Origin of the sequence: Paenibacillus sp. FSL H7-0716, assembly GCF_038002705.1 — a bacterium.
Classification (GTDB): domain Bacteria; phylum Bacillota; class Bacilli; order Paenibacillales; family Paenibacillaceae; genus Paenibacillus_AQ; species Paenibacillus_AQ odorifer.
In genome coordinates this window covers 28,286-53,044 of sequence record NZ_JBBODA010000002.1, presented here as the reverse complement: position 1 = coordinate 53,044, position 24,759 = coordinate 28,286, and the positions used below count along the sequence as shown (strand labels likewise).

The window sequence follows — 24,759 nt, the reverse complement described above, 5'->3', positions numbered from 1 at the left end:
TAAAAGGTAGAGCGCTTTCAGGACAAAAAAAGACCGCTTACAAAGTAAGCGGCTACAGTTCACAATAAATTGGAACCGTTAAGTATTGGATAGGAGTGGAGAGAAACCATACTGTACTTTTATTATATGTATACGTTTACATTTTGTCAACAGTTTTTAAAAATTGATAAATGTGTTATTTTTAAAGCCGGATTCTAAGTCAGAAATCCAATGTCAGGTCTTGCTGGCGAGTGGACCTATCTTAAGTCTATTAATGTCATCCTATGAGAATATGTGGTACAATAGAGCAGGTATGTTTCTAGATTCGTTTCTATATTTATGTAAAATTAGAAGTATGCCTTATTTCTTTTTGTCTTCTTCATATACATCATGCCTTAATTATCGGGTAGTTGAATATACATAGGTGTATTTCATAAAAAAACTAAAAATTTGCAGTAACACCGCAACTTTTAAAGCCCAAACCGGTATAATAAGTACGGACCGGATGGGAAAAGACGTGCAAGGGCGAGGAGGGCCAATCTCACCATGACGGATTCCCAGTTGATCCAGCAAATTAAACAAGGAAACACAGAATTATATTCAGAATTAATGCGTCGTTATCAACGTAAAATACTAGCATTTGTATATCATATGCTTAGAAATTCACATATGGAGCTTATCGCAGAGGACCTTTGTTCGGAGACCTTCTACAAGGCATTTCGTAGCTTGCATTCCTTTCGAGAGGTAGATGCTTCATTCTCAACATGGCTGTACACTATCGCCCGCAACACTGTGCTAAGTGAGCTTCGCAAGAACCGTGCCGGTAATGTATCTCTCGAAGAGAGTGGATACACACCAGTAGCACCGTTTGAAGTTGCACCCGAGCAGGCTGCATTGCGCAATGAACGGATGAATTTGGTCCGTGAGGCGATAAATAATCTTCCCGAAAAGCAACGCTCTGCACTTATCCTACGTGAATATGATCAAATGGACTATCAAGAAATCGCAGAAATTTTAGATCAGAGTGTAAGCTCAGTGAAATCATTATTGTTTCGTGCCAGGAGTAGTGTGAAGCTTCAACTCGAATCCTATTTCAATGAGCCTGAAGTTGAAGAGCAGGTTGAGAGGGTGTAAGGCGAATGAATTGCAGGGAAGCGCAAGAATGTATTCCGCTCTTGTGGGACGCTCCCCCCACACATCCTAGGCGGATTTTGCTTGAAAAACATATCGAAACTTGTCCTTACTGCGCTGCAGAATGGGCTCTATGGCAAGAGAGCAGCCTGCTTATGCAAGATTTGAGGGAAGAGATCAGTGAAGAGCGTGCTGAAGCTATAAATGTTAAAGTCATGGAGCGGATTTATTTAGAGAGTCCATGGTTGATGCCCGGTGACGGGAAATCTGCTGGGACCTCTGCTATTGTTCGCCATCGGCTTAGCTTATGGATCGCATGCTTTCTGGCAATATTTCTGTCCAGCGTTCTTTATTTTACGATGTTCAGAACTCCAGGTGATGCCGTTGTTGCTCAGAGTGGAATTGTGGAGACAGGTGTCGCTGGATCCTCGATGGAATGGCAATCAACGTATCCAATCTTGGGCGCTGAAGGTGGGATCATTGAACCCCTTGTTGTAAGTATGGGACCCACTCATCCTCAATACTGGATGATGTTATCGATGTTAGGTGTAGGCTTTGCAGTATTTTCATTAACTAGGCTGAATCGTTATCGCCGATCATAGAGGGTTATTAGACGTATGTCTTTGCTTCCGTTGTTTATACTATTCAGAACATTGAATGAGTCCCTTTACTTCATGTAATGAGGGGCTTTTTGCATTGTAAAACTCATAAAAAGAAGACTTTTTATTTCATCCATGTTACATTAAGAGACAAATACTTTGCTGAAAAGGGGGAGGCAACATGCTAATCGGCTTGATACGCCATGGATTGACGGACTGGAACGCGATAGGGAAAATACAGGGACAAAGTGATATTCCACTTAATGATGAAGGACGGATGCAAGCTGCAATGCTTGCTGACCGCTTATTACAGGAACCGTACAACTGGGACTACTGCGTTACTAGTAATCTTTCCCGCGCTGCTGAGACCGGTAAGATTATTGCTGACAAGTTAGGAATTCCGCTGTTAGAACCTGATCAGCGTATACGGGAACGTGCTTACGGGCAGGTAGAAGGGCTTACTGCCGCAGAACGTGAAGAGAAGTGGGGCAAGGAATGGAGCCAGCTCTCCCTCGGTCAAGAAACCGACGAACAGCTTCAGGCTCGCGCTCTTGCTTTTATGGAAGATATTTCTGCGCTGCATCCCAATCGGAATATACTCGTCATATCCCATGGAGGATTTCTTGCTCAGCTGTATACTGCTCTTTACAAGGATAAGTATTCTGAACGAATTGGCAATCTATCCTTGACGATTCTGGAGAAGAAAGAGCGGGAATGGAACCCTATTTTATATAATTGTACTCGCCATATCCTGCAAAATCAGCATTAACCCGGGCTTCGGGTTATTTTTTTTGCAATAAAGGGAATAAAATAGGCAGTATTCCCCATAATGGTAGTAAAACGGTGAGGCGATAAAACATGAATCTGGCGGATATGCTTACTTATGCAGATATTGGACAGCTGACCGCCATAGCGGGCCGCTACCGGTGTGAATGCAAACAGAATTCCAAACACGACTTGATCCAAAGTATTTTGATTATGCTTGGAAGCAGAAGTTTTATGGAGTCTCATATCCGGGAATGCGCTCCGGAGGATTTACGGTTTTTGAATACATTGCTTTTTGATGAACGCACCTACTTTAGTCTTGAAGATTTGTTGGCTGTAGCAAGGCAAGCGTCTTTTGATGCACCTGAAGGAAAAACTGGAGGTTTCCGGGAGATGGTCTCTCGCTTCAAAAGTGGAGGCTGGCTCTTTAGTGGTTCCTCACAGCAGACCAGATATTTGTACCAGGTACCCAAAGATTTAAAAGAGCGTTTTCGGGAGACGATGAGTGCACATATCAAAGAGAGTGTCGCAACTAGCCCTGAACCTGTGATGTATCGCAGTGAAGGAGAATTAATGATCAGTGATCTGGTAATGCTGCTGAGATATATTAAGGACAATGAGCCAGAACTGAATCAGGAAGGGGCAATGTATAGGCGATATCAGCAAGGTGTGATGAACGCGCTTCATATTCCGGAGGAGCTTCTTAGCAAAGGCGGTTGGAGGTTTGGTTATGGGAGAGCTTGTGAGCATTATCCTCCAAGATTTGCGCTTTTGTATGACTATATTCGTCACCGCCGCTGGATCTCTGAGGAAGGCTTCCGGCTAAGGCTTACTGCGACCGGTGAGGCTGTGTTAAACGATGGAAAATGTGATTCGTTGATGCAGATATTCTCTTTTTGGTTAAGACTATATAAAGGGGCTGTGCCAAATCTACCTTCACTTGTGTATTGGGTAAGCATCAGCGCCGGTAATTGGGTGACAGTACCTTCTTTAGTGGATGGTGTGGGGTGGCTAATTAAACCGTTTTATTATGACAGTGCTGCTTCTATTCTAGAGCAACGTATAATACGGATGATGGTGCACCTAGGCATGCTTAAACTGGGTGAGACTTCTGGTGGACTCGCTGTGATGATGACACCATGGGGGATAGAGACAGCCGTGCCTAAGTATCTTCGGTAGAGGTGCGCGTATGAATGCTTATGGGGATTACATATGCAGAAGTAGGAATCCGTTATTGTTGCTGATGGGTACAATAGAGGAAGTATTGAGCGGAATGGGCGAATATGTAGAACGAAGACAGGATTGATGAATATGCTTTAGTAGGTGCCGATTCTCTTGAAACCGAAAACATAATCATCTTGATGAATATCAAAATATCAAATAACAAGAAAAAAGGATCTCTTAAACAGCGGAGGTGTATCGAATGGACAAAATGAAGGCTACGTATGAAGTGATGCTAGGACTTGCGGCAGAAATGGTGTGGGATGAAGCGCTGCGAAAGCGTCGCTCCGACATCTTGCACCGTGAGATTGACACGGCGCTGGCTACCGGAGATGAGATGGCTTTCCGAAATCTTACTGAGGAACTTAAAAGTTTGGCATAAAGAAATGCGCTTAGCGCATTTCTTTTTTTGCTTATAGTCTACTCAATTTGCTTAATCGGACGAAAATAAAAAATCTAAATCTGGACGTTCCTCCTCCTCCTTCAATATAATGGGTTCTATAACTTCAGGAAGTTCTGCGAAAGACCGGTAAAATTAACAATTATACATAGGGAGATGAATGGGAATGAAATTCAGCGATTTTGAAGTGGACACTTGGGAAGAAAATCGAAAATTCTATGATACATGTCTCATTCCTTTTACAGGATTGAGGGGACTGGAGAGTCCTCCTGAGACCGTTCAGGCACTCGAAAGATTACGTAATTTCATGGATATGGTGGAAATACCGTTCAAGGGGCGGATCGTGACTTACCCAGCCATTCAGTACGCTGGAGAGGGCTATGTGAATTTAATAAATGAGATTTGTCAAAAAGTCAAATCCAGTGGTTTCCAGCATGTAGTGGTGTTGACAGCGGATGTACCTCTCCAAGAAAGCCAAATCTATGAAAGCGATTTAGTTCTCTCTCTGCCTATCATTGAGGCTACTCAGGAAGGGAAGAATTACAGTGAAATTAGTATGAAAATTCAAGACATGTGGCGGCGGTGATCTCCTTATAAATGTGACAGAAAATCAACAATTATAGGTTGAAATCGCTTTTTGGCCTGTCACAAATTAGACAATATTCTTGACGGGTTTTGGAGCCTAAGCTATTATTAGGTTGAATCCAAATGGTATGTGATGTATTTCATTGAAAAGATTTGAAAACGGATTATTTATATTGAGACATCTCTGATCGGACACCACAGATACTTTCTTATATCTTGAGAAGGGGGTTATATAACAGTATGAGCAGCCATAATGAACAACAGGAGACATGGCCTGAACAACCACCCAGCCGTAATGAGATGTCGCGCAGGCAATTTTTGACCTACACACTTGGTGGCGCTACTGCTTTTATGGGGGCGGGTATGATTCTCCCCATGGTCCGTTTTGTCGTGGATCCGATATTACATAAGAAGGGTGCTGGAGATTTTATCAAGGTTGCTGAGATAAGCAAAATCACCGAAGAGCCCCAGGAATTTACTTTTGAATTGAAACAGAAGGACGGATGGTACGACAGTACAGCGACACTCACTGCGTGGATCCGGAAAGACGCAAAGGGTGATATTTATGCGCTTTCACCGATTTGTAAACATTTGGGATGTACGGTCGGGTGGAACAACGATAAAGCTCATCCGGACGAATATCACTGCCCTTGTCATGGTGCACGTTATACAAAGCTTGGCAAAAATCTTGAAGTTGCTCCTAAGCCGCTTGACCAGTATAAAACGAAATTCGATAACGGGTGGGTGCTTTTGGGAGACATTGTGCCAAATACAGTAGCTCGTGAGGAGGCGTAGTTCTGATGTTTAAAAATGTCTATAACTGGATTGACGAACGTCTGGATGTTACGCCGATTTGGAGAGACGTGGCCGATCACGAGGTTCCTGAGCATGTTAATCCGGCCCATCATTTCTCTGCGTTCGTGTATTGCTTTGGCGGACTGACCTTTTTTATTACTGTCATTCAGATTTTATCAGGTATGTTCTTAACGATGTATTATGTTCCGGACATTATTAATGCTTATGCTAGTGTTGAGTACTTGCAGACAAGTGTTGCATTTGGACAGATTGTCCGCGGGATGCATCACTGGGGCGCAAGTCTAGTAATTGTTATGATGTTCCTTCATACGATGCGCGTCTTCTTTACAGGCTCTTACAAAGCGCCACGCGAGATGAACTGGGTAGTTGGAATGCTGATTTTCTTCGTAATGTTGGGACTTGGTTTAACAGGTTACTTGTTGCCTTGGGATAATAAAGCTTATTTCGCAACAAAGGTAACTCTTGAAATAGCCAATTCTGTTCCAGTGATGGGGCCGGTGCTGAAGGAACTGATGCAAGGTGGAACGATTGTTGGTGCCGAAACCTTAACTCGTTTCTTCGCATTACATGTATTTTTCCTCCCAGCGGTGCTTCTTAGTCTGCTCGTAGGACACTTTATTATGATCCGCAGACAAGGGATTTCCGGACCGTTGTAAGATAATCTGAGAGAGGAGGAATACGGATGGCGCATGGAAACAATTCTAAGGAAAAGGTTGTATATGTCGGTGATTCCAGAGTTCGCAGAGGGAACGGATTTATCACACCTCCGGACTACACAGCTTACCCCGGCAAATCGGAAGCCTTTATCCCTAACTTTCTACTGAAGGAATGGATGGTCGGAGTCGTTGTACTCGTAGGAATATTAGTACTTACTATTTCAGAGCCAGCTCCGCTGGGGTTTCCAGCAAATGCTAGTGCTACGGTTATCCCGATTCCTGACTGGTATTTCTTGTTCCTCTATCAGTATTTGAAGCTCCCATATGCTTCGGGTGATTATATCGTTCTGGGTACACTAGGAGTTACTGGTGTGGCTTTTGGTTCACTTCTGTTGGCTCCTTTTCTGGATACGGGTAGAGAGCGTCGCTTTTACCGTAGGCCGATTGCTTCATCTTTAATGTTCTTGTCGCTTGCAGCAATTGTTTATTTGACCAATACAGCCTGGACTGAATACAAACATGAAATGGCTGAAACGGGTCAGATTCCTGAAGATGTTCAACGGGAAGAAAAGGCGGCGGAGAACAGGGCAAAGGGTCTTCCAACCTCCAGTGCCGTTAAGCCAAAAGAAGTAGCGATTGTGGACAAGGATGATCCTGCTATGGGGCTCTTCAAGCAAGCCACTTGTATCTCCTGCCACGCAGCGGATTTGAAAGGGGCGGGCGGGCCTTCTCTTCGTGGAGTTGGGGACACCCATGACAAAGAAGCAATCCTTACCATTATAAAAGAGGGTCAAGGGCAGATGCCGAAAATGTACGATACCGCCTTGGGAGCGGGTCTATCAGAAGCGGATATCGATACCTTGGCCGGCTGGCTTGCCAAACAAAAAAGCGAACAGTAAAATAATGATAACGCAACCTGATCGTGCATGCGGTCAGGTTTTTGTATGTCTAAATGCAAAGTGCCATTACTTGGGGAGGTTAATAATCTGTATGCCAGTTCATTGGTTTAACAAACTGTTTAAGAACCGGGGAATTATCTGGTTGTTATTTATCGTAAATTTCCTGGGTACAATTTATGGTTACATATGGTATGGCAATCAACTGGAGTTCACTGCGGCTAATTATCCACACTGGCTGCTTCCATTTGTTCCGGATAGCCCAACCGCAAGTTTGTTTTTTACCTTGGCTCTGTTGCTGATGCTCTTCCCTCCGAAAAGCTACACAGGAAACAATGTAAGGGAACTTATTGAGGCTTTGGCGGTTGTTACGTCAGTGAAGTACGGGATATGGGCAGTGAGCATTATTTTTGCCGGGGGTTATCACGGTGATGTTTTGGTTTGGAAAGATTGGATGCTGGTAATCTCCCATACGGGGATGGCAGTTGAGGCATTGATTTATGCAAGGTTTTTTTCTTTCCGCAAAATGATTCCATTAGCCCTGCTTTGGACACTCGCCAACGATATGCTGGATTATTCTTACGGAATCTATCCGTGGTTACCTTCTGTTTTGGACGATTATGTTATACAGGTACAGTACTTTACAATGGCGCTTACGCTGCTTAGTGTTGCAGCTGCTTGGTTGTTTAGTAGAAGACAAAGACCGGTAGAGTCAATCTATCAGTTCAAGAATAGACGTTAGTAAGCAGTTCTATCCCTTGTCCCCCTGCCATACATTTAGAATTATAAGAAGTATAAGTTTTATACTATGCTTTATCCTTATAATTTTACGAGAAACGAATATCGTCTTTAAAAGACGACAACGAACGTCGTTTCTTCTTAAGTAGGAGGGGGATGTCTCATGCTCCGCGGGAGATATTATGTAGTGGTTGTTCTAGTATTCTGCTGGCTATTGTCCAGTATGGATGTTGTAAAGGCTTCAGCAGCGCTAGGGGATGCTGGTGAAGGGTCTGGCAAAGCTTCGAAGCAAAGCGCCGACGTTAGTTCGGGCGACGGTTTGGCAACAATGAGCGGAAAGACTGGAGCGCAGCAGCTGGAACAAGCCGCTGAGGCATTGTATGGGTATGTTTTGGAAGGGGATGTAATGAAGGTCCGACAGGAGACGGAAGCGATCTCCAAGATCTTTGTGTCCTCATCCTTTGAAGGAATGACCTCTGTGGAGGGTATTAATGCATTGTCAGGGGTCATTATGGACCTGAAGGCTACCGTGGCAGGCGCAAAAATAAATTCACAGCAATGGGAAGCGGCAGCCGCCAAGCTACGTCTAGCCGCCAACAGTCTTAATCATCCGCGGCAGCCTATTTGGCTTCAGTACTACAAATTGATTCGTGAGGATCTAAATGCGATGGAGCAAAGTGCGGTTGCAAATGATTTGGCGGGCTGGAAAACAGCTCTGGAAAGACTGCAGGGCAGGTATGATAACATCCGGCCGGCAGTGATTGTCTCCCGCCAGCCTGAGGTTGTGAATGCTTTTGATTCCTGGCTCTCATATGCGGCAGGCATTCCTTCGTCCTCACAAAAGGTTGAGCGTACCCGCCTGCTTGAAATTGTATCTTATGGTCAGGATACGGTAAGAGTGATGTTTGGAAAAGAGAAGGATGAACCTGCTTTGTCCTTGCCGCTGGCATCGCAAGAATTTGGGATTTGGGGAGGGTTAGCCGCAAGCTTCATTATAGCTGCGTTAGCCTATGTAGCCTATCGCAAGTACCGTGGTCAGAATCAGAATTGGAAGCCGATTCCGTAAAGTGAAATTATAAGCGATAAAAAGGAGTGTGGGCTTGAAATGGCCTACACTCCTTTTTATTTAGGTTTCTCGAAAGCCTTCTCCATGTACGTCGTGTACATCGCTAATAATTACGAAGGCGCGTGGATCAACGGATTTGACCAGCAGACTTAGCCGGCGGATTTCTTGCCTTGAGACTACACAGTACACCATATATTTGGCTTGCTTGGAATAAGCACCAATGGCAGGGATGAGGGTTACACCACGGTCCATTTCGGCTGTAATCAGATCGGCAATTTGCGGTGCATCATCACTGATAATCGTAAATGCCTTGGCAGCATAGGCACCTTCTTGGATAAAATCTATAACTCGTGATGAGATAAAAACTGCGACGAGTGTGTAAAGTATTTTTTCTTTAGGAATGTAGAGGATGGAAGAGCCAATAATAATAATGTCGATGGCCAAAATAATCTGCCCCATGCTCCAACCAAAATTCCGTCCCAGAATTCTTGCGACAATATCAACACCACCTGTTGTACCCCCAAAACGGAATACAAGTCCAAGCCCCGTTCCAAGCGTTACTCCTGCGTACAGTGCCGCAAGAATAAAGTCGTGTTCGGTACTGAAGGGGATAATCCATCCCGCAGTAATCATTCGTTCGAAAACCCACAGGAAAAAGGTCAACGCTCCAATCCCTACACCTGTATACACAATTTGCCGCCCGCCTAGAACTTTCCAGCCCAACAGAAACAAAGGAAGATTGATCAGCAGTGTGGATAAAAAGATGGGAATACTAAAGGCATAATTAAGGAGAAGTGTGATCCCGGTTACGCCGCCTTCCATCAACTGATTAGGAATGATGAAATACAGTAGCCCGAAGGCATATACTGCGGCTCCGAGCAAGATGGGAGCGACTGTTTTGCTGATTGTAATTACCTTTTTTGAATTCATGAAATCCCTCGTTAGGCCTTTTGTAGGCAGTTTTTCTTTTCCTATAATAAGTATACCTTTTCTTGCGTGTGTTAAAATATTCAAAAAAGATTGTCTTCAAAACGTCTTTACGATAACATAGGGGCAAACAGAAGGCAAGATATACAGAGGGGGAGAAGTTACATTTTATGGACAAAAGTCTTGGTGACATACAGCGTGAAGTAGACGCTTATATATCGCAGTTTAAGGAAGGGTACTTCAGTCCACTCTCTATGCTGGCCCGCATGTCCGAGGAAGTCGGAGAACTGGCTAGAGAGGTTAATCACGAGTTCGGCGAGAAGCCTAAGAAGTCTGATGAAGCTGAGAATTCTATTGAACTTGAACTGGGAGATATTCTGTTTATTACCGTTTGTTTTGCAAATTCTCTAGGGATAGACCTGACGGAAGCGCATAATAAGGTAATGCATAAATTTAATACCCGTGATGCGGGACGTTGGACACCGAAAGACACCGATTAGGCCTCTATAACATATGCTGTACCAAACGAACGGGATTTAGCCGTGAGGATGGTGTGTATATGGATCATAAGGATTATGTAAGAGAGGCCTACCGCTCGATATTGCGCAGTGACTTTGCCGAAGCTATTGTTTGCTTCGAGTCTGCAATTGCAGCAAGCCCTGCTGATGCCGAGGTTAGATATCGTTGTTCCATAACGTATGCCCGCAGTGGTATGCTAGATAAAGCTTTAGTTCATGCTCAGGCTGCTGTAAAGCTGGACACCAGCAAACCTGAGTATAGTCTGCATCTGCAGCATTTGCAGGCTATGATGCATGTACAGGAAGCCAAACGGTTGATAGAAGATGAAGACAACAAAACTCGCAACCCTTATCATCCGATTACACTGCTCAAAGAGGCGATTACCCTTGATCCATTATATGGGGATGCTTATGTATGGCTTGCTATCGCGCATAGCCGAGTGAATGAACATTTACAGGCTATGACTGCCTTAAAAGAAGTGATTTCGTTACATCCGGATGATTCTGGCTTGCGGGAATTGATGAGAGACCTTCAGAAATCCATACAATCGTATATGCAATAACTATATAACTAGTGAGAGCGAGGATGGAAAAAATATGAATAACAAGATCAGGGTCGTTGTATCCGGCGCAGGCGGAAGAATGGGTAAAGAGGTTGTTAAACTTGTATTGCAGGACGAAGAGCTGGAGTTAGCAGCAGCAGTAGATCGTTCTTCGGGCGATATTGATGCAGGGCGTCTGGTAGGTCTGGAAGACTCAGGCGTTATTGTAACTTCTGATCTTGAGGCCGCCCTCGCGGGAAGCAACGGAGATGTCCTTGTGGATTTCACTACACCGCAGTCAGCGTATACGAATACAGCGCTAGCTATTAAGTACGGAGTGCGTCCGGTTATCGGTACAACCGGATTCACGCCGGAGCAGATGGTGGAACTGGACAAGCAGTGTCAAGAACAGGGAATCGGCGGACTTATTGCTCCGAATTTCTCCATTGGAGCTATTCTATTGATGAAATTTGCGGCACAAGCTTCAAAGTACTTCCCGCATCTGGAAATTATAGAGTATCATGGTGACCAGAAACTGGATGCTCCATCCGGAACTGCGGTCAAAACCGCAGAAATGATTTCGGAAGTTCGTGAGGAACTTCGTCAAGGTAATCCTAAAGAGGAAGAAACCATTGAAGGTGCCCGTGGTGGTTACTATAACGGATTCCGGATACATAGTGTCCGTCTTCCTGGTGTGTTTGCTCAAGAAGAAGTGATTTTTGGTGGATTCGGACAATCCTTGAAGATTCGCCATGATTCTTATGAGCGTGCAGGATATATGCCAGGCGTTAAGATGGGTATTGAAAAGGTAATGGGATATACAGGCTTGATCTATGGATTCGAGCACTTTATAGAATAGACAGGAGAGAACACCATGTTAAAGATCGCATTTATTGCCCACGATCGTAAAAAAGATGAAATCGTAAATTTTGTATTAGCTTATGAACATGTATTTGAAGGTCATGAACTTTTTTCTACAGGGACTACTGGCCAACGGATTATGGATGTAACTAACTTAAAAATTCATCGTTACATGTCTGGTCCATTAGGTGGAGATCAGCAAATCGGTGCAATGGTAGCACAGGATGAACTGGATCTTATTATTTTCATGCGTGATCCATTAATGGCGCAGCCACACGAACCTGATATTTCAGCACTGCTTCGTCTATGTGACGTATACGGAATACCGGTAGCTACGAATATTGCCACAGCGGAGGTTCTTGTGAAGGCGATTGATCGTGGTGATTTTGCTTGGCGTGCACTGGTTCACAAATACAAACCAGGTGTTGATGAATGAAGCTGGACATTCTTGTATTTGGTGCGCATGCAGATGATGCTGAGATTGGTATGGCAGGAACAATTGCAAAGCATACCGCTGCGGGACTTAAGGTGGGACTTTGTGATTTAACAGCCGCGGAAATGTCATCGAACGGTACAGTAGAACTTCGCAAGCAAGAAGCGCAGCAAGCTGCAGACCTTCTCGGAGCATCCGTGCGGACAAACCTGGGTCTGCCAGATAGAGGGCTTTTTATTACAGCAGAGCATGTGGCGGCTGTGACTGCTGAAATTCGCCGCTTTTCTCCTACAATAGTTTTTGCTCCTTATTGGGAGGATCGTCATCCCGATCATATCGCCTGTAGCAAGCTGGTGGAAGAGGCTGTTTTTAATGCCAAGCTACGTAAATATATGCCGGACAAGCCGGCAATTCCTGCTCCACAGCTGTACTTCTATTTTATCAATGATTTAGGACGTACCGATCTTATTGTTGATGTTACTGAACAATATGGCTTGAAGGAGCAGGCATTGTCCTGCTATCGCTCCCAGTTCACCAAACCTCCGGGTGCGGATACTGTATCCACACCGTTAACGGAAGGCTACATTGAACGAGTCCGTTCGAGAGATATGCTGCTTGGCCAGCGCAGACTGATTCCTTATGCAGAAGGGTTTGCAACCAAGGTACCTCATACGGTGGAATTGTTTACTTAAGGAACGGATATAACGAAGTTTGTATGATAATATAATAAGCTGATTATGATTGATCCAGGAGCGCTTGGAATTAACGCCAATGCGCTCCTGAGAGCTTTTTTTGAACAGCTTAGAGAAATGAAGTCCTGTGTGATTTTGAAAGAAACGGTGTTCGCTTTCGCTTTTTTGAAAGCGGCCGACAAACAATAGATGATTCATTACACGAATCAATACTGGAGAAGAAGGAGACAGGAAGATGGATCGTATGCTAAAAATAGGAATTACCTGTTATCCGTCTCTTGGCGGTTCAGGCGTAGTTGCGACTGAATTAGGTAAACTCTTGGCCGAGAAGGGTCATGAAGTTCATTTTATTACACATAGTATCCCGTTCCGGTTGGGAACGTTTCAGAAAAATATTTTTTACCATGAGGTAGAAGTAAACGATTATTATGTATTCCGCTATCCCCCGTACGATCTAGCGCTTGCTACGAAGATGGCTCAGGTTGCCAAAATGCAAAATCTGGATCTTCTCCATGTCCACTATGCAGTGCCACACGCAGTGTGTGCTTTCCTTGCAAAGCAAATGCTAGGGAACGATATGAAGGTTGTAACGACTTTGCATGGTACGGATATAACGGTGCTTGGTCAGGATGAATCGCTTAAAGATTTGATTCGTCTGGGGATTAATGAAAGTGATGCCGTTACGGCGGTCTCTCAGGATCTTATTAGAGAAACACGGGACGTACTCGATATTACCCGCGACATTGATCTCACTTATAACTTTGTGGATCATCGGGTTTATTATCCGCGTGATGTAACGGATCTGCGGGGAGATTTCGCAGCGCCTGATGAGAAGATTCTGATGCATATCAGTAACTTCCGTCCTGTAAAAAGAGTCAGCGATGTTGTTGACGTATTTGCCAAAGTGAATCGTGAACTGCCTTCACGCCTCCTGCTTGTAGGTGAAGGTCCGGATCTTCCCAAAATTCAAGCCAAAATTAGCGAAATGGGTCTGGAAGATAAAGTTCGTTTTCTGGGAAGGCAGGATGAAATCGCTCAGGTGATCTCTTTAGCTGATCTGCTTCTGCTACCTTCCGAGAAGGAAAGCTTTGGTCTGGTTGCTCTGGAAGCAATGGCTTGTGGCGTACCGACGATTGGCTCGCAAACCGGAGGCATTCCTGAGCTTATAGAGCATGGGAAGACTGGATTCCTTGCACCGATTGGCGATACAACGGCTATGGCTAAATATGCAGTTAAGCTCCTGTCGGATGAACGTATGGTGCAACAGTTCAGAGAAGCTTGTTTACAAACAGCCTGCAAAGATTTCTGTAAGGATTCAATAACGAAACAATATGAAGATATTTATTACCGGGTGCTGGGGCGCAAGGTACTTGGACTGGACCCAGTTCGGGGGTAAGGAGTCATATATGGAATGGACAATGGCACCTTCTGCGATGGCAATTGCAGCGGAGATTGTAATTTCCGAGTTAACCCAAAATGGCCACGAGGCTTATTGGGTTGGAGGATGTATTCGCGATGAGCTATTGGGTAGGCCAGTGCATGATATGGATATTACAACCTCAGCACTGCCAGAGGAAGTGATAGCTATCTTTGCGCGCAGTGTGCCAACAGGATTAGCTCATGGTACGGTCACCGTGATACAGGATGGTTGTGGGTTTGAAGTGACGACATACCGGACAGAGAGTGGTTATGTAGACCATCGTCGTCCTGAGCATGTTTTTTTCGTCAACGATGTGAAGGAGGATCTTCGTCGTCGTGATTTCACGATCAACGCGATTTGCTGTGGATTAAATGGGGAACTTATTGATCCTTTTGAGGGTGAGAAGGATCTACAGCTGCAGGTGATTCGCTGTGTAGGCGATGCGGAGGAGCGGTTTGACGAAGATGCGCTTCGCATGCTTCGCTGCATTCGTTTTGCATCGGTGCTGGATTTCTCCATCGCGAAGAACACGTGGAGGGGCCTGATGCGCCAGCGGGATAAGCTGGCGCATATTGCTGTGGAGCGTGTCCGCGCGGAGCTGGACCGCATCGTCGAGGGGCCGCATCCTCTGCGCGGCCTCGGCATGCTAGCGCGCTGCGAGCTGCTGGCGCGCGGCAAAGCCCCGTTCCCCTGGACCGGAACCGATATGGCGGCTGCTGCCGCCTTAACGGCCGGGATCGGGGAACTGGAGAGCGCCCGCCTGCGGTGGGCGCTTCTCCTCCATGCCCTGAAGCAGTCGGCCCAAGAGGCCGATGTGCTGCTGCGGGCATGGACGTTCTCGGGGACGACGCGGAGCGGCGTCGTCCAGGTGCTGCGGGTCCGCGAAGCTTGGACCGCTGCGATAGAGGCCATGCCGCCGGGTACGGGCGGCATGGAAGGTCTGCGGCGGCAATGGATCGCCGCGGTGCTGGCCTTCGGCGTGGAAGCCGCCGAAGGGTGGCTCTCGCTGCTGGCGATCCTGCCAGCCGCCGCACCTACTCTTCCCACTGCGGCCTCTTCTGTCTTTTCCGTCGTGGAATCGTCAGAGGCCTCAACCTCACCTGCCGCTGTAAATGTACAAGCGGCAAGAGAATGGATCGCTCAAATGCCGCTAACCAGCCTTTCAGAGCTTGAGATTACAGGCCATGAGCTGGTGGAGGCTTTGGACAAACGTCCGGGACCATGGCTAGGCAAAATGTTAAATGGACTCCTGCAAGCGGTCGCTTCAGGTGATTTACCTAACGATAAACAATTATTGCTGCTTGAAGCAAAAAGGATGGATGGACATGAGCGTTGATAAAGCGCTGTCGCTAACTGAGCTGAAGCGAGAGACCTCCGCTTCGAATTGGGTAGGCGACATTCAGTTGCTGGAAACTGTGGTGTCCACTCAAGAAGAAGCTAAGTTTTTAGCCGAAAACGGCGCGCCGGAAGGGACAACTGTCATCGCGGAGGAACAGACGGGTGCCCGAGGCCGAATGGGAAGAAAGTGGTTTTCTCCCCGTGGCAAGGGCATTTGGATGAGTATTGTGTTACGGCCCCAATTACCCTTGTCGGAGACTCCACAACTGACATTGCTGGCTGGGGTTGCCGTCTGTAAGGCAATTCGACGGGTAACGGGTGTAGATGCCGGCATCAAATGGCCGAATGATCTGCTCGCAGGCGGTCGTAAGATTTGCGGGATTTTACTCGAATCTTCTCTAAGAGAAGGGGAGCTTCATTATTGTATTGCTGGAATTGGCATTTCCGCGAACCTGACAGAGGAAGATTATCCTGGTCATCTGCAGGAGGTCGCGACTTCACTTCGGATCGAGCGGGGAGGTGCTCCAGTTGACCGTTCTGAGCTGGTAAAAGCGGTTTTGGACGAGCTGGAGATGCATTACAATTTGTACATGAAGCAAGGTTTTAAACCCATCAAAGAGCTCTGGGAGTCCATGTCAGTGACTTTGGGTCGCCAGATCGCACTGAATAGCCCTCAGGGGCGTTCTGAAGGTGTGGTAGTAGGTTTGGATGAAATAGGTGGTCTGCTGCTTAAAAACAGCTTGGGAGAGATCTCTAACGTATGCTCAGGCGAGATTGAACTTTTATAATATTTTTTATATGACAAGGGTATCATCCCTTGTCATATTTTTTTCGTGTAATTCCGAGCTTTTTTTGTTATACTATGGGTCGGAGGCGGTATCGTTTATCGAACTGTACTCTTGAACGGAAGAACTTTTTTATATTTTTATTATTGGAAATACCTTCATAACTGCGTTTGACGGTTACGTTGGATTCTGCTCTGAGCCGTAAGGACCGAGACAGAAGGGACGATCGCAAGTGACTCTTTTTTGCCCTTCGGACCTTTTTAGCAAATGATTGCTAAAAGGTTTTTTTGTTGCGATTTTTACGGGCAGGTTACTTGAAAAAGGAGGACGAAAGAGAAATGGCAAACAAACAAGCGCTAAATATTGTAAAAATGAAAAAAATGAAAGCAGAAGGTGTGCCACTGAGCATGCTGACCGCTTATGATTATCCGTCTGCAGTTCTTGCAGAAGAAGCAGGTATCGACCTTATTTTGGTTGGTGACTCTCTTGGGAATGTAGTCCTTGGATACGATACAACTTTACCGGTAACCATTGAAGATATGGTCTACCATACCCGCTCGGTAACTCGAGGAGCACAGAGCACCTTTATCGTGGCGGATATGCCATTTATGACTTATCACGGAAGTGTAGATGAAACTCTGCGGGGTGTGCGCAGATTAATGCAGGAAGGGCGGGCTCATGCCGTCAAAATGGAAGGCGGACTTGAGATTTGTGAGACTGTAGCTATGGTTGTAGCTGCGGGAGTCCCTGTACTGGGACATATCGGTCTTACGCCTCAATCCGTGAATATGATTGGTGGTTACCGGATTCAAGGCAAAGATGCCAAAGATGCGCAACGCCTGATGGATGAAGCTAAGGCGCTTGAGGCAGCGGGTGCTTTTGCGATCGTACTGGAGCTAGTAACGGAAGAAGTAGCCCAAGCGATCTCTGAAGCGCTTAGTATCCCAACCATTGGGATCGGTGCAGGCCGTTACTGTGATGGACAGGTATTGGTTTTCCATGATTTGCTGCGGTACGCCTCACCTTACCGTGAGAAACGTTTTGTCAAAACTTATGCGGATGTGGGTAATGTAATCCGTGAGGGCATCAGCCAATATGTGAAGGAAGTGAAGGAACGTTCCTTCCCAGATGAAAGTCACGTTTTTAATGCAGATGAAACGGTTTTGGAATCTTTATATGGCGCTGCAAGAAAGGAAGGGAAATAAATGAGAGTCGTCAGAAGCATTGAGCAGCTGCGCGAAGCTTTGGAGTATATGAGACAAGGTGGCCACGCCCCGATTGGGTTCGTTCCTACGATGGGATATTTGCATGACGGACATGCCAGTCTGCTTCGCCGGGCTGGAGAAATGAGCAACACAGTGGTAATGAGCATTTTTGTGAATCCTTTGCAATTCGGGCCAAACGAGGATTATGATTCCTATCCGCGTGACGAGCGTCGTGATTTGGAACTCGCTGAACGTGAGGGAGTAGATATTGTATTTATCCCCAGTGTGGAAGAAATGTATCCGCAGCCTACTCGGACTACGGTCTCGGTATCGGAGCTTACTACCCGTCTTTGTGGGGCTTCCCGCCCTGGGCATTTTGATGGTGTAACCACAGTGGTTAATAAATTCTTCAATATCGTACAGCCGGATTATGCTTTCTTTGGGCTGAAGGATGCTCAACAAGTTGCAGTGCTTCGCCGAATGGTGTCCGATCTTAATATGAATGTTGAAATTATCCCTTGTCCGATCATTCGTGAAGGGGATGGACTTGCACTCAGCTCACGTAACGTATTCTTGTCTCCAGAGGAGCGTAGTCAGGCATTGGTGTTATCTCGTTCCTTACGTGAAGCACGTCAGTCTATTGAAGAAGGAAAAGTAAGAACCGTTGCTGAAGTGCGGGAATTGTTGACATCGGTTATTTCCAGCTCACCTCTTGCGGTGATTGATTATGCGGAGATCCTAACATTCCCTGATCTTGAAGGATTAGAGGATGAAGCTCTTTTATCAGAAGTGGATGGGGAAATTATTATAGCGCTCGCCGTGAAGTTTGGTAGAACACGTTTGATTGATAATAATGTATTTATTCCAAAGGAGGTTGCTGCACTTGTTTAGACATATGATGAAATCCAAAATTCACCGCGCAACAGTAACGGAAGCGAATTTGAACTATGTTGGCAGTATTACCATTGATGAGAGCTTGATGGAAGCCGCGGACATTCTTGAGAATGAAAAAGTTCAAATTGTGGATAACAATAATGGTTCGCGACTGGAAACCTATGTAATCCCTGGACCGCGTGGAAGCGGAGTGATCTGTCTTAATGGTGCCGCAGCTCGTCTTGTTCAGCCGGGCGATACAGTAATTATCATTTCGTATGCGATGTTGTCCTCGGAAGAACTGGAGTCACATAAGCCAACGGTGGTATTCGTGGATGAGAATAACAAACCAGTGAAGCTGGCTGATCATGAATTGCATGCTACAATCGCTTAATGTATGGACTTACGCCATGTAATGAATGGCAGGGATGAAAGACCCCGATCTCGCAGAAAATGAAGTCAGGCAAGCTGAACTGATTTCATCTTCAGTAAGGGGGGATCGCCCATGTTTCAACATTTGTTTGCTGAAATGAACAAGGTGCTTCAGGAGATCGTAACAGATTACCCTACAGCGGAGGGTGCCCGCCGGAACGAGCTTTTATGCAATTATAATATGCTGCATAGACTGAGCGATAAAGTGATGGATGAATGGCTCGCTTTCGCTGAGAAGCTTAGTTCCTTTCGCGAAAGTGCGGATTTTACAGCAGTGGTCGAAGAGGAAGTGCCGGAACAGGAAGCACCAGAGCTGTGTATGGATTCCTTTGTAAGAGGTCAGGGGTATTATAAGCTGCTGATGTATGGAAAGTGTATTGATCAGTTTAAAGAAGTTATTGCGCAATACCCGGATAGCTTGGCTGCTCGATTATATTTAGCCATCTCTTATCTGCAGGAAGGTGACGGTGAGTCCGCTTGGAGTCATCTGAACCATATGCTGGGCTTGATACGGGAAACCAAGCTGAAAGCCATGGTTTATAATGCTTTAGGCTGCATACGAGCCTCACAGGAACGTTTCAATGAAGCGCAGGAATTGTTTGATCTTGCTTTGCAGCATGACCCTGCGCTTCCGGAACCAAACGTTAACTTAGAGGTATGCCGCCGTCGTGGAGGGAAGCTGCACTTTGGAAATCAGCTGGTTTCCCTTTTGTAAAAGAATAACGGTTTTGGAAATTTCCATTCAAGCGATGCATCCCCTGAACCAGTGGTGTGCATCGCCTTTTTTCGCAACTTCTGTTATGCTGATTAAGAGTCTCAATTGAAAGGGAATAGAATTATAATGAAATTTGCCGTGCTTGATTTTGAAACAACAGGAACCCAATCCGTGGGTGAAATTATCCAGGTTGGCCTTGCAATTATAGAAGAAGACCGGTCCATCTCCCGGGTATATGGTTCCTATGTCAAGCCCGGAACGCCGATTCCTCCTTTTATAACAGGTCTGACGGGGATTACTGATGATGATGTGAAGGATGCGCCTGAGCTGGATGAGATGATGATGGAGCTTGTTCCGCTCTTGGATGATGTTGTGCTCGTAGGGCATAATGTCGCTTTCGACTTCCATTTTTTACAAAATGCTTTAGATCGTTGTGGTTATTTGCCATTTCAAGGGCGGATTTTGGATACGATTGATTTTCTCAAAATTTGCTTTCCTTCGCTCACATCTTATCAGCTAGGCTCTGTCAGTGCTCATTTTGGAGTGACGCATGATCGTCCGCATCAGGCAGATAGTGATGCACTTGCGACTGCTTTAGTGCTGTTGAAATGTCTGGAGGAGCTCTACGAGCTGCCGCTGCTTACGATCCAGAGACTCTGTGAGCTGTTTACTGAAGAGGATAGTGATCTGGGCTGGTACTTTGATGGTCTGCTGCGAGAGCGGGAAGCGGAGACGCTACAGCCTGAAGGTGATCTGACTTTCTATCGTCAATTAGCGCTTGCAGTAGGAGACTGGACGGAGTTAGCGCCACCTAGAGATGAGCATGCTGAGAATCCGCTAGCGAATTTATCTTTTACTGATTATATGGACGAAGTAACCAAACGACTTAAAGACACATTACCGCAGTATGAAAGCCGGGAAGCTCAGGATATTATGATCAATGAGGTGATGACGGCACTTGCCGAAGACAAACACCTACTGATCGAAGCGGGCACAGGAACCGGTAAATCGCTCGGTTATTTGTTGCCTGCCATTTATCAAAGCGTTCGCACCAATGAAAAAGTCATGGTCAGCACTCATACTATTAATCTGCAGGACCAATTGCGCGAGCGGGATATCCCTTTGTTAACGCAGGTAGTTCCTTTTCCGTTTAAAGCTGCTATTTTTAAGGGAAGAGGACATTATTTGTGTCTGCGTAAGTTTGAGCATAAAATTAATAAAAAGGACTTTATAAGCCCAAGGGAAGATGCGCTTACTGCCGCTCAGATGATCGTATGGCTCACTCAAAGTGAATCAGGGGATGATGAAGAGCTGAATTTAAGCGGCCGGGGTGGTGATTTCTGGGAGACGGTGGCAAGCGATACCGACTCCTGTCTGGGCCGTTCCTGTCCGTGGTTCCGCAAATGTTATTATCATAGGGCTAAGCATGAAGCTGGGATTGCTGACGTGGTCATTACAAACCACTCTAAGCTATTCGCAGATGTTAAGGCTGGGCACCAGCTGCTTCCGGCTTACGAGCATCTTGTCATTGATGAAGCACATCATTTAGAAGATGTGGCTGGTAAACATCTTGGCATGCATATGAAGCATTTCACTGTGGCACACACGTTATCGCGACTGTATAAAGATAGCCGAAACGGACAGCTTCCTGCTCTGCGCCAGATATTACAGTCGTCAGGCAGTGAAGAGGCTTCAGAATGGAGCGGAGTCATCGATCGGATTTACCCGGATCTGCTTACCGTCAAAGAAACCTGGGATGCACTCAGCGACAAGCTGTTCAGCCTTTTGCCGGAACGCAGTGATGCAGGGGCGGGGGAAGCGGGACAACTGGTTATGCGGTTGCTTCCCGCCCGTAAGCCGAAGGATTGGGATGAATTAGTTGCGCTAGAGAACACTATGAATCTGACGTTAAGCGACATCATCCGTAAGGGTGATAAAATGCTTAACGAGATGCGTGACCAGGAAAGCCAATCCTCAGCAGACAGTCTTGTTACTGATATTAGCGGTTTATTTAAGGATTTGGCTTCCATCCGTGAGCAAGTAAGATTCTTTATGGGGCTGAATGACGATAATGTAGTATATTGGCTGGAGGCAAATGGAAATTACCGCAGCAAATCACTACAGCTGTATGCCGTCCCTGTGGATGTTAGCAGCCAGCTTAAAGAGTTGTTCTTCGATAAGAAAAAAAGCATCGTGCTTACCTCGGCGACGCTGTCTGTAGATAAATCTTTTCAATTTATGATTGATAATCTCGGACTTAACGAAGCTGCGGAAGAGGGACGTCTAATGACCTCACTCCTTCCATCTCCCTTTAAGTATCGTGAGCAGGCACTGTTAGTTATACCGCGTGATTTTCCTAGTGTGAAGGGCAGTGTGGGCGATGCTCGATTTGTCGATACACTCGTACAGTCATTATCGGAAGCTGCTAAAACAACACGTGGGCGGATGCTGGTTCTGTTTACTTCTTATAAAATGCTGCGTCAGGTATATGATCCGCTTAAAGAGGCTTTGGCCTCACAAGAGATTACGGTGCTTGGTCAAGGCGTGGAAGGTGGCAGCCGGAGTAAGCTGATCCGCCGCTTTCAGGACAGTGCAGCATCCGTTCTGCTGGGGACGAGCAGCTTCTGGGAAGGTGTAGATATTCCAGGTGAAGCACTGACTTGCCTGGCCATCGTGAGACTTCCGTTTCAACCGCCGAATCACCCGTTGGCGGAAGCGAAGTCGGAGTTATTGCAGGCCCAGAAGAAGAATCCGTTCATGAAATTATCAGTTCCTCAAGCGGTTATTCGTTTTAAGCAGGGATTCGGAAGACTGGTTCGCACGGCGCAGGATCGCGGAATAGTTATTGTTTATGATACAAGGGTTATTGAATCTCATTACGGAAAGTATTTCCTTTATTCATTGCCTGGTCCCAAAATGGAGCATATGCTTACTGATCAAATGGTCCCTCGCATAGCGGAATGGCTAGAGGATGGCGGCGCTTCTTAAAACGCTCGTCTTCAGTTTAGCTCCTCCTTATCCTTAAGGGCGGTCTGTTACAGTACCGCCCTTAGTAAGGAGAGGTAGACGTTTGAATATGGATTTACACAAGAACATTATTATTTTTAGGAGGAAAAATATGAAATCGGATAAAATATCAGAAGCCGTTGTTCGCAGACTACCTGTGTACTTGCGTTTTTTGAATGATCTCCAGAATCGCGAAATATTAACAGTTTCCTCTCAGGAACTTGGACAAAAGCTTGATCTTAATCCCGCACAGATTCGTAAGGATTTAGCATATTTTGGTGACTTCGGCAGAAAAGGTATCGGCTACGATGTAACGTATCTTATTGAGAAAATCCGTCATATCCTAAAGCTGGATCAACAGCTTAATGTAGCTTTAGTTGGAGCAGGTAATCTCGGACATGCCTTGTCTAATTACAATGCATATCTTAAAGATACTATGAAAATCACGGCTATATTTGATTCGTACGCTCCTAAGGTTGGACGTAAGATCAACTCCCTTACTGTGCAACCGATGGATGAACTAGGCAGCACGATTCGTGAGCAAGGTATTCGCATTGCCATTATTACCGTACCTGATTCAGAAGCTCAAAATGTAGCAGATATTCTCATTTCTTCTGGGATTGAAGCGATTTTGAACTTTGCCCCTGTGATTCTGAAGACACCACCGAATATCCGGGTGCATGCAGCTGATTTTACAACTGATCTGCAAAGTCTTGCTTATTACTTGCGGGATGGAAAGGAAGAAAGCGAACATGAACAACAATAAAACGATAATTAAGGGCGGGTATTTTCTGACTCCGGGAACGGATGAGCCGGTTCTGAGTGGATATATGACTATTGAAGATGATTTAATCACTTACATAGGAAAAGAAGAGCCTCAGATGGAAGCTGGAGTGCAAGTGGTTGATGGCAGCCGTCTGCTGTTCATGCCTGGACTTGTAAACACACATGGTCATGCGGCGATGTCTTTGCTGCGTGGATATGGAGATGATTTAGCGCTACAAGTGTGGCTTCAGGAGAAGATGTGGCCGATGGAGGAAAAGTTCACCGGAGATGATGTATACTGGGGAACCTCCTTATCTGTATTGGAAATGCTGAAGGGTGGAACTACGACCTTCCTCGATATGTATGATCATATGGACCGAGTAGCCGAGGTAGCTGAGTTATCAGGTATCCGTTCCGTATTGATGCGTGGTGTGATCGGGTTATGTCCAGAGGATGTACAGAATCACAAGCTTGCGGAAGCGATTTCTTTTGCCCGTAACTGGCATGGAAAGGCTGACGGTAGAATTACTACTATGATCTCGCCACATGCCCCTTATACTTGCCCTCCGGACTTCCTGGTTAAGTTCGTGCAGGCAGCGCATGATCTGGATTTACCGATGCATACGCATATGTCCGAAACGAAACGTGAAGTGGAACAAAATGTGGCGGATTACGGGTTGCGTCCTGTAGCTCACTTAGAGAAGCTTGGAATGTTCACACGTCCCTCGATAGTTGCACATGGTGTTCATTTAAATGATGAAGAGATTGAGATCTTGGCTCGCCATAATGTGGGTGTATCTCATAATCCGGGCAGTAATTTGAAGCTGGCTAGCGGAGTGGCTCGGGTTACTGATCTTCTAAAAGCTGGTGTGAAGGTGTCTCTTGGCACGGATGGCGCGGCAAGCAACAATAACTTGGATATGTTTGAAGAGATGCGGCTTGCAGCTCTCATTCATAAGGGTGTCAGCGGTGATCCAACGGCTGTTCCAGCTCCAGAGGCTCTGCGTATGGCTACAGAATATGGCGCGCAGTCCATCTTTTTAAATAATGTAGGCAGACTTGCTGTAGGGATGAAAGCTGATTTCATTGCTATTGATATCGATCAGCCGCATTTGCTGCCACACACAGATCTGTTGTCTCATGCAGTTTACTCTGCTAGCGCTCAGGATGTTGAGCATGTGTGGGTGAATGGTAAACAGGTCATCAAGCATGGACAATGCTTAACCCTGGATGAGGAAGCTATCCGGCGTAAAGCGCAAGAAGCCTTCGAAGGTTTATTGAAGCGTTAAGTCTGGAGAATAACGAATAAATAAAAGGCTGCGACTTTTTGCTTTTAGCAAAAGTTGCGGCCTTTTGTGTATTTTTAAGGCTGGGAAAGCTAGAAAATTATGAAAT

At 45.8% G+C, this 24,759-nt stretch carries 28 protein-coding genes; 27 read left to right on the top strand and 1 reads right to left on the bottom strand.

Going from position 1 to position 24,759, the window contains the following annotated elements; genetic code table 11:
* Positions 1–525: 525 nt before the first annotated feature.
* The 11 genes from MHH60_RS03095 (at position 526) to MHH60_RS03045 (ending at position 8,852) form a co-directional block, all read left to right on the top strand.
* Positions 526–1,113 carry an RNA polymerase sigma factor gene (locus MHH60_RS03095; RefSeq protein WP_036676255.1) on the top strand — a complete coding sequence of 196 codons (588 nt, stop codon included), beginning with the start codon at positions 526–528 and terminating at the stop codon, positions 1,111–1,113.
* Between the two features lie 152 nt (positions 1,114–1,265).
* A complete protein-coding gene (locus MHH60_RS03090) occupies positions 1,266–1,712 on the top strand; it encodes an anti-sigma factor (RefSeq protein WP_143766678.1) in 447 nt (148 codons plus the stop codon).
* Positions 1,713–1,890: 178 nt separating this feature from the next.
* The gene (locus MHH60_RS03085) at positions 1,891–2,478 is read left to right on the top strand and encodes a histidine phosphatase family protein (protein ID WP_076134678.1); all 588 of its coding nucleotides are present in this window, start codon (positions 1,891–1,893) and stop codon (positions 2,476–2,478) included.
* Positions 2,479–2,567: 89 nt separating this feature from the next.
* Positions 2,568–3,653 (top strand): hypothetical protein, encoded by a 1,086-nt coding sequence (locus MHH60_RS03080; RefSeq protein ID WP_076134677.1) that lies wholly within the window; start codon positions 2,568–2,570, stop codon positions 3,651–3,653.
* A gap of 244 nt (positions 3,654–3,897) precedes the next feature.
* Positions 3,898–4,077 carry an IDEAL domain-containing protein gene (locus MHH60_RS03075; protein WP_036676261.1) on the top strand — a complete coding sequence of 60 codons (180 nt, stop codon included), beginning with the start codon at positions 3,898–3,900 and terminating at the stop codon, positions 4,075–4,077.
* A 184-nt stretch (positions 4,078–4,261) separates the two neighbouring features.
* Positions 4,262–4,681: a DUF2487 family protein gene (locus MHH60_RS03070; protein ID WP_076134676.1), complete on the top strand. Its 420-nt coding sequence runs from the start codon at positions 4,262–4,264 to the stop codon at positions 4,679–4,681.
* Positions 4,682–4,920: 239 nt separating this feature from the next.
* Positions 4,921–5,475, top strand: coding sequence for a QcrA and Rieske domain-containing protein (locus MHH60_RS03065; protein WP_076134675.1), 555 nt, complete (start codon positions 4,921–4,923; stop codon positions 5,473–5,475).
* Between the two features lie 5 nt (positions 5,476–5,480).
* A complete protein-coding gene (qcrB, locus tag MHH60_RS03060) occupies positions 5,481–6,152 on the top strand; it encodes a menaquinol-cytochrome c reductase cytochrome b subunit (RefSeq protein WP_036676266.1) in 672 nt (223 codons plus the stop codon).
* A 26-nt stretch (positions 6,153–6,178) separates the two neighbouring features.
* Positions 6,179–7,051: a menaquinol-cytochrome c reductase cytochrome b/c subunit gene (locus MHH60_RS03055; protein WP_076134674.1), complete on the top strand. Its 873-nt coding sequence runs from the start codon at positions 6,179–6,181 to the stop codon at positions 7,049–7,051.
* A 91-nt stretch (positions 7,052–7,142) separates the two neighbouring features.
* Positions 7,143–7,790 carry a DUF1405 domain-containing protein gene (locus MHH60_RS03050; RefSeq protein ID WP_076134673.1) on the top strand — a complete coding sequence of 216 codons (648 nt, stop codon included), beginning with the start codon at positions 7,143–7,145 and terminating at the stop codon, positions 7,788–7,790.
* Positions 7,791–7,949: 159 nt separating this feature from the next.
* Positions 7,950–8,852 carry a sporulation protein YpjB gene (locus MHH60_RS03045; RefSeq protein ID WP_081388948.1) on the top strand — a complete coding sequence of 301 codons (903 nt, stop codon included), beginning with the start codon at positions 7,950–7,952 and terminating at the stop codon, positions 8,850–8,852.
* Between the two features lie 60 nt (positions 8,853–8,912).
* Here the strand turns inward: MHH60_RS03045 and MHH60_RS03040 are convergent, their stop codons facing one another.
* Entirely contained in the window at positions 8,913–9,782 is an 870-nt protein-coding gene (locus MHH60_RS03040; protein WP_036676270.1) for a YitT family protein, read from the bottom strand.
* A 167-nt stretch (positions 9,783–9,949) separates the two neighbouring features.
* Between MHH60_RS03040 and MHH60_RS03035 the strand changes: the two genes are divergently transcribed.
* From MHH60_RS03035 to MHH60_RS02960, 16 genes are all read left to right on the top strand, one after another.
* On the top strand, positions 9,950–10,279 hold the full coding sequence (locus MHH60_RS03035) for a nucleotide pyrophosphohydrolase (RefSeq protein ID WP_036676271.1): 330 nt from the start codon (positions 9,950–9,952) through the stop codon (positions 10,277–10,279).
* A gap of 59 nt (positions 10,280–10,338) precedes the next feature.
* Positions 10,339–10,860, top strand: a complete 522-nt coding sequence (locus MHH60_RS03030; RefSeq protein WP_036676272.1) for a tetratricopeptide repeat protein — start codon at positions 10,339–10,341, stop codon at positions 10,858–10,860.
* Between the two features lie 34 nt (positions 10,861–10,894).
* A complete protein-coding gene (gene dapB, locus MHH60_RS03025) occupies positions 10,895–11,698 on the top strand; it encodes a 4-hydroxy-tetrahydrodipicolinate reductase (protein WP_036676273.1) in 804 nt (267 codons plus the stop codon).
* A 15-nt stretch (positions 11,699–11,713) separates the two neighbouring features.
* Positions 11,714–12,136: a methylglyoxal synthase gene (gene mgsA, locus MHH60_RS03020; RefSeq protein WP_036676275.1), complete on the top strand. Its 423-nt coding sequence runs from the start codon at positions 11,714–11,716 to the stop codon at positions 12,134–12,136.
* Positions 12,133–12,825, top strand: a complete 693-nt coding sequence (gene bshB1 / locus MHH60_RS03015; protein ID WP_076127533.1) for a bacillithiol biosynthesis deacetylase BshB1 — start codon at positions 12,133–12,135, stop codon at positions 12,823–12,825. The genes mgsA and bshB1 overlap by 4 nt, the downstream gene beginning before the upstream one ends.
* 45 nt (positions 12,826–12,870) lie before the next feature.
* Positions 12,871–13,014, top strand: a complete 144-nt coding sequence (locus MHH60_RS03010) for a hypothetical protein (RefSeq protein WP_179088887.1) — start codon at positions 12,871–12,873, stop codon at positions 13,012–13,014.
* A gap of 46 nt (positions 13,015–13,060) precedes the next feature.
* Complete coding sequence (gene bshA / locus MHH60_RS03005) at positions 13,061–14,221, top strand: N-acetyl-alpha-D-glucosaminyl L-malate synthase BshA (RefSeq protein ID WP_036676278.1); 1,161 nt, start codon at positions 13,061–13,063, stop codon at positions 14,219–14,221.
* Positions 14,157–15,581, top strand: coding sequence for a CCA tRNA nucleotidyltransferase (locus tag MHH60_RS03000; RefSeq protein ID WP_256715095.1), 1,425 nt, complete (start codon positions 14,157–14,159; stop codon positions 15,579–15,581). The genes bshA and MHH60_RS03000 overlap by 65 nt, the downstream gene beginning before the upstream one ends.
* Positions 15,571–16,371 carry a biotin--[acetyl-CoA-carboxylase] ligase gene (locus MHH60_RS02995; RefSeq protein ID WP_076134671.1) on the top strand — a complete coding sequence of 267 codons (801 nt, stop codon included), beginning with the start codon at positions 15,571–15,573 and terminating at the stop codon, positions 16,369–16,371. The genes MHH60_RS03000 and MHH60_RS02995 overlap by 11 nt, the downstream gene beginning before the upstream one ends.
* A gap of 335 nt (positions 16,372–16,706) precedes the next feature.
* Positions 16,707–17,573 carry a 3-methyl-2-oxobutanoate hydroxymethyltransferase gene (gene panB / locus MHH60_RS02990; RefSeq protein ID WP_076134670.1) on the top strand — a complete coding sequence of 289 codons (867 nt, stop codon included), beginning with the start codon at positions 16,707–16,709 and terminating at the stop codon, positions 17,571–17,573.
* Positions 17,574–18,464 carry a pantoate--beta-alanine ligase gene (gene panC, locus MHH60_RS02985; protein ID WP_076134669.1) on the top strand — a complete coding sequence of 297 codons (891 nt, stop codon included), beginning with the start codon at positions 17,574–17,576 and terminating at the stop codon, positions 18,462–18,464. It abuts the gene before it with no gap.
* A complete protein-coding gene (gene panD, locus MHH60_RS02980) occupies positions 18,457–18,840 on the top strand; it encodes an aspartate 1-decarboxylase (RefSeq protein ID WP_036676288.1) in 384 nt (127 codons plus the stop codon). Before panC ends, panD begins: the two co-directional genes overlap by 8 nt.
* A gap of 111 nt (positions 18,841–18,951) precedes the next feature.
* A complete protein-coding gene (locus MHH60_RS02975) occupies positions 18,952–19,593 on the top strand; it encodes a tetratricopeptide repeat protein (protein ID WP_076134668.1) in 642 nt (213 codons plus the stop codon).
* Positions 19,594–19,719: 126 nt separating this feature from the next.
* Positions 19,720–22,581, top strand: coding sequence for an ATP-dependent DNA helicase DinG (gene dinG / locus MHH60_RS02970; protein ID WP_076134667.1), 2,862 nt, complete (start codon positions 19,720–19,722; stop codon positions 22,579–22,581).
* A 130-nt stretch (positions 22,582–22,711) separates the two neighbouring features.
* Positions 22,712–23,365, top strand: coding sequence for a redox-sensing transcriptional repressor Rex (locus MHH60_RS02965; protein ID WP_036676294.1), 654 nt, complete (start codon positions 22,712–22,714; stop codon positions 23,363–23,365).
* On the top strand, positions 23,352–24,653 hold the full coding sequence (locus tag MHH60_RS02960; RefSeq protein ID WP_076134666.1) for an amidohydrolase: 1,302 nt from the start codon (positions 23,352–23,354) through the stop codon (positions 24,651–24,653). Before MHH60_RS02965 ends, MHH60_RS02960 begins: the two co-directional genes overlap by 14 nt.
* Positions 24,654–24,759: the final 106 nt, after the last annotated feature.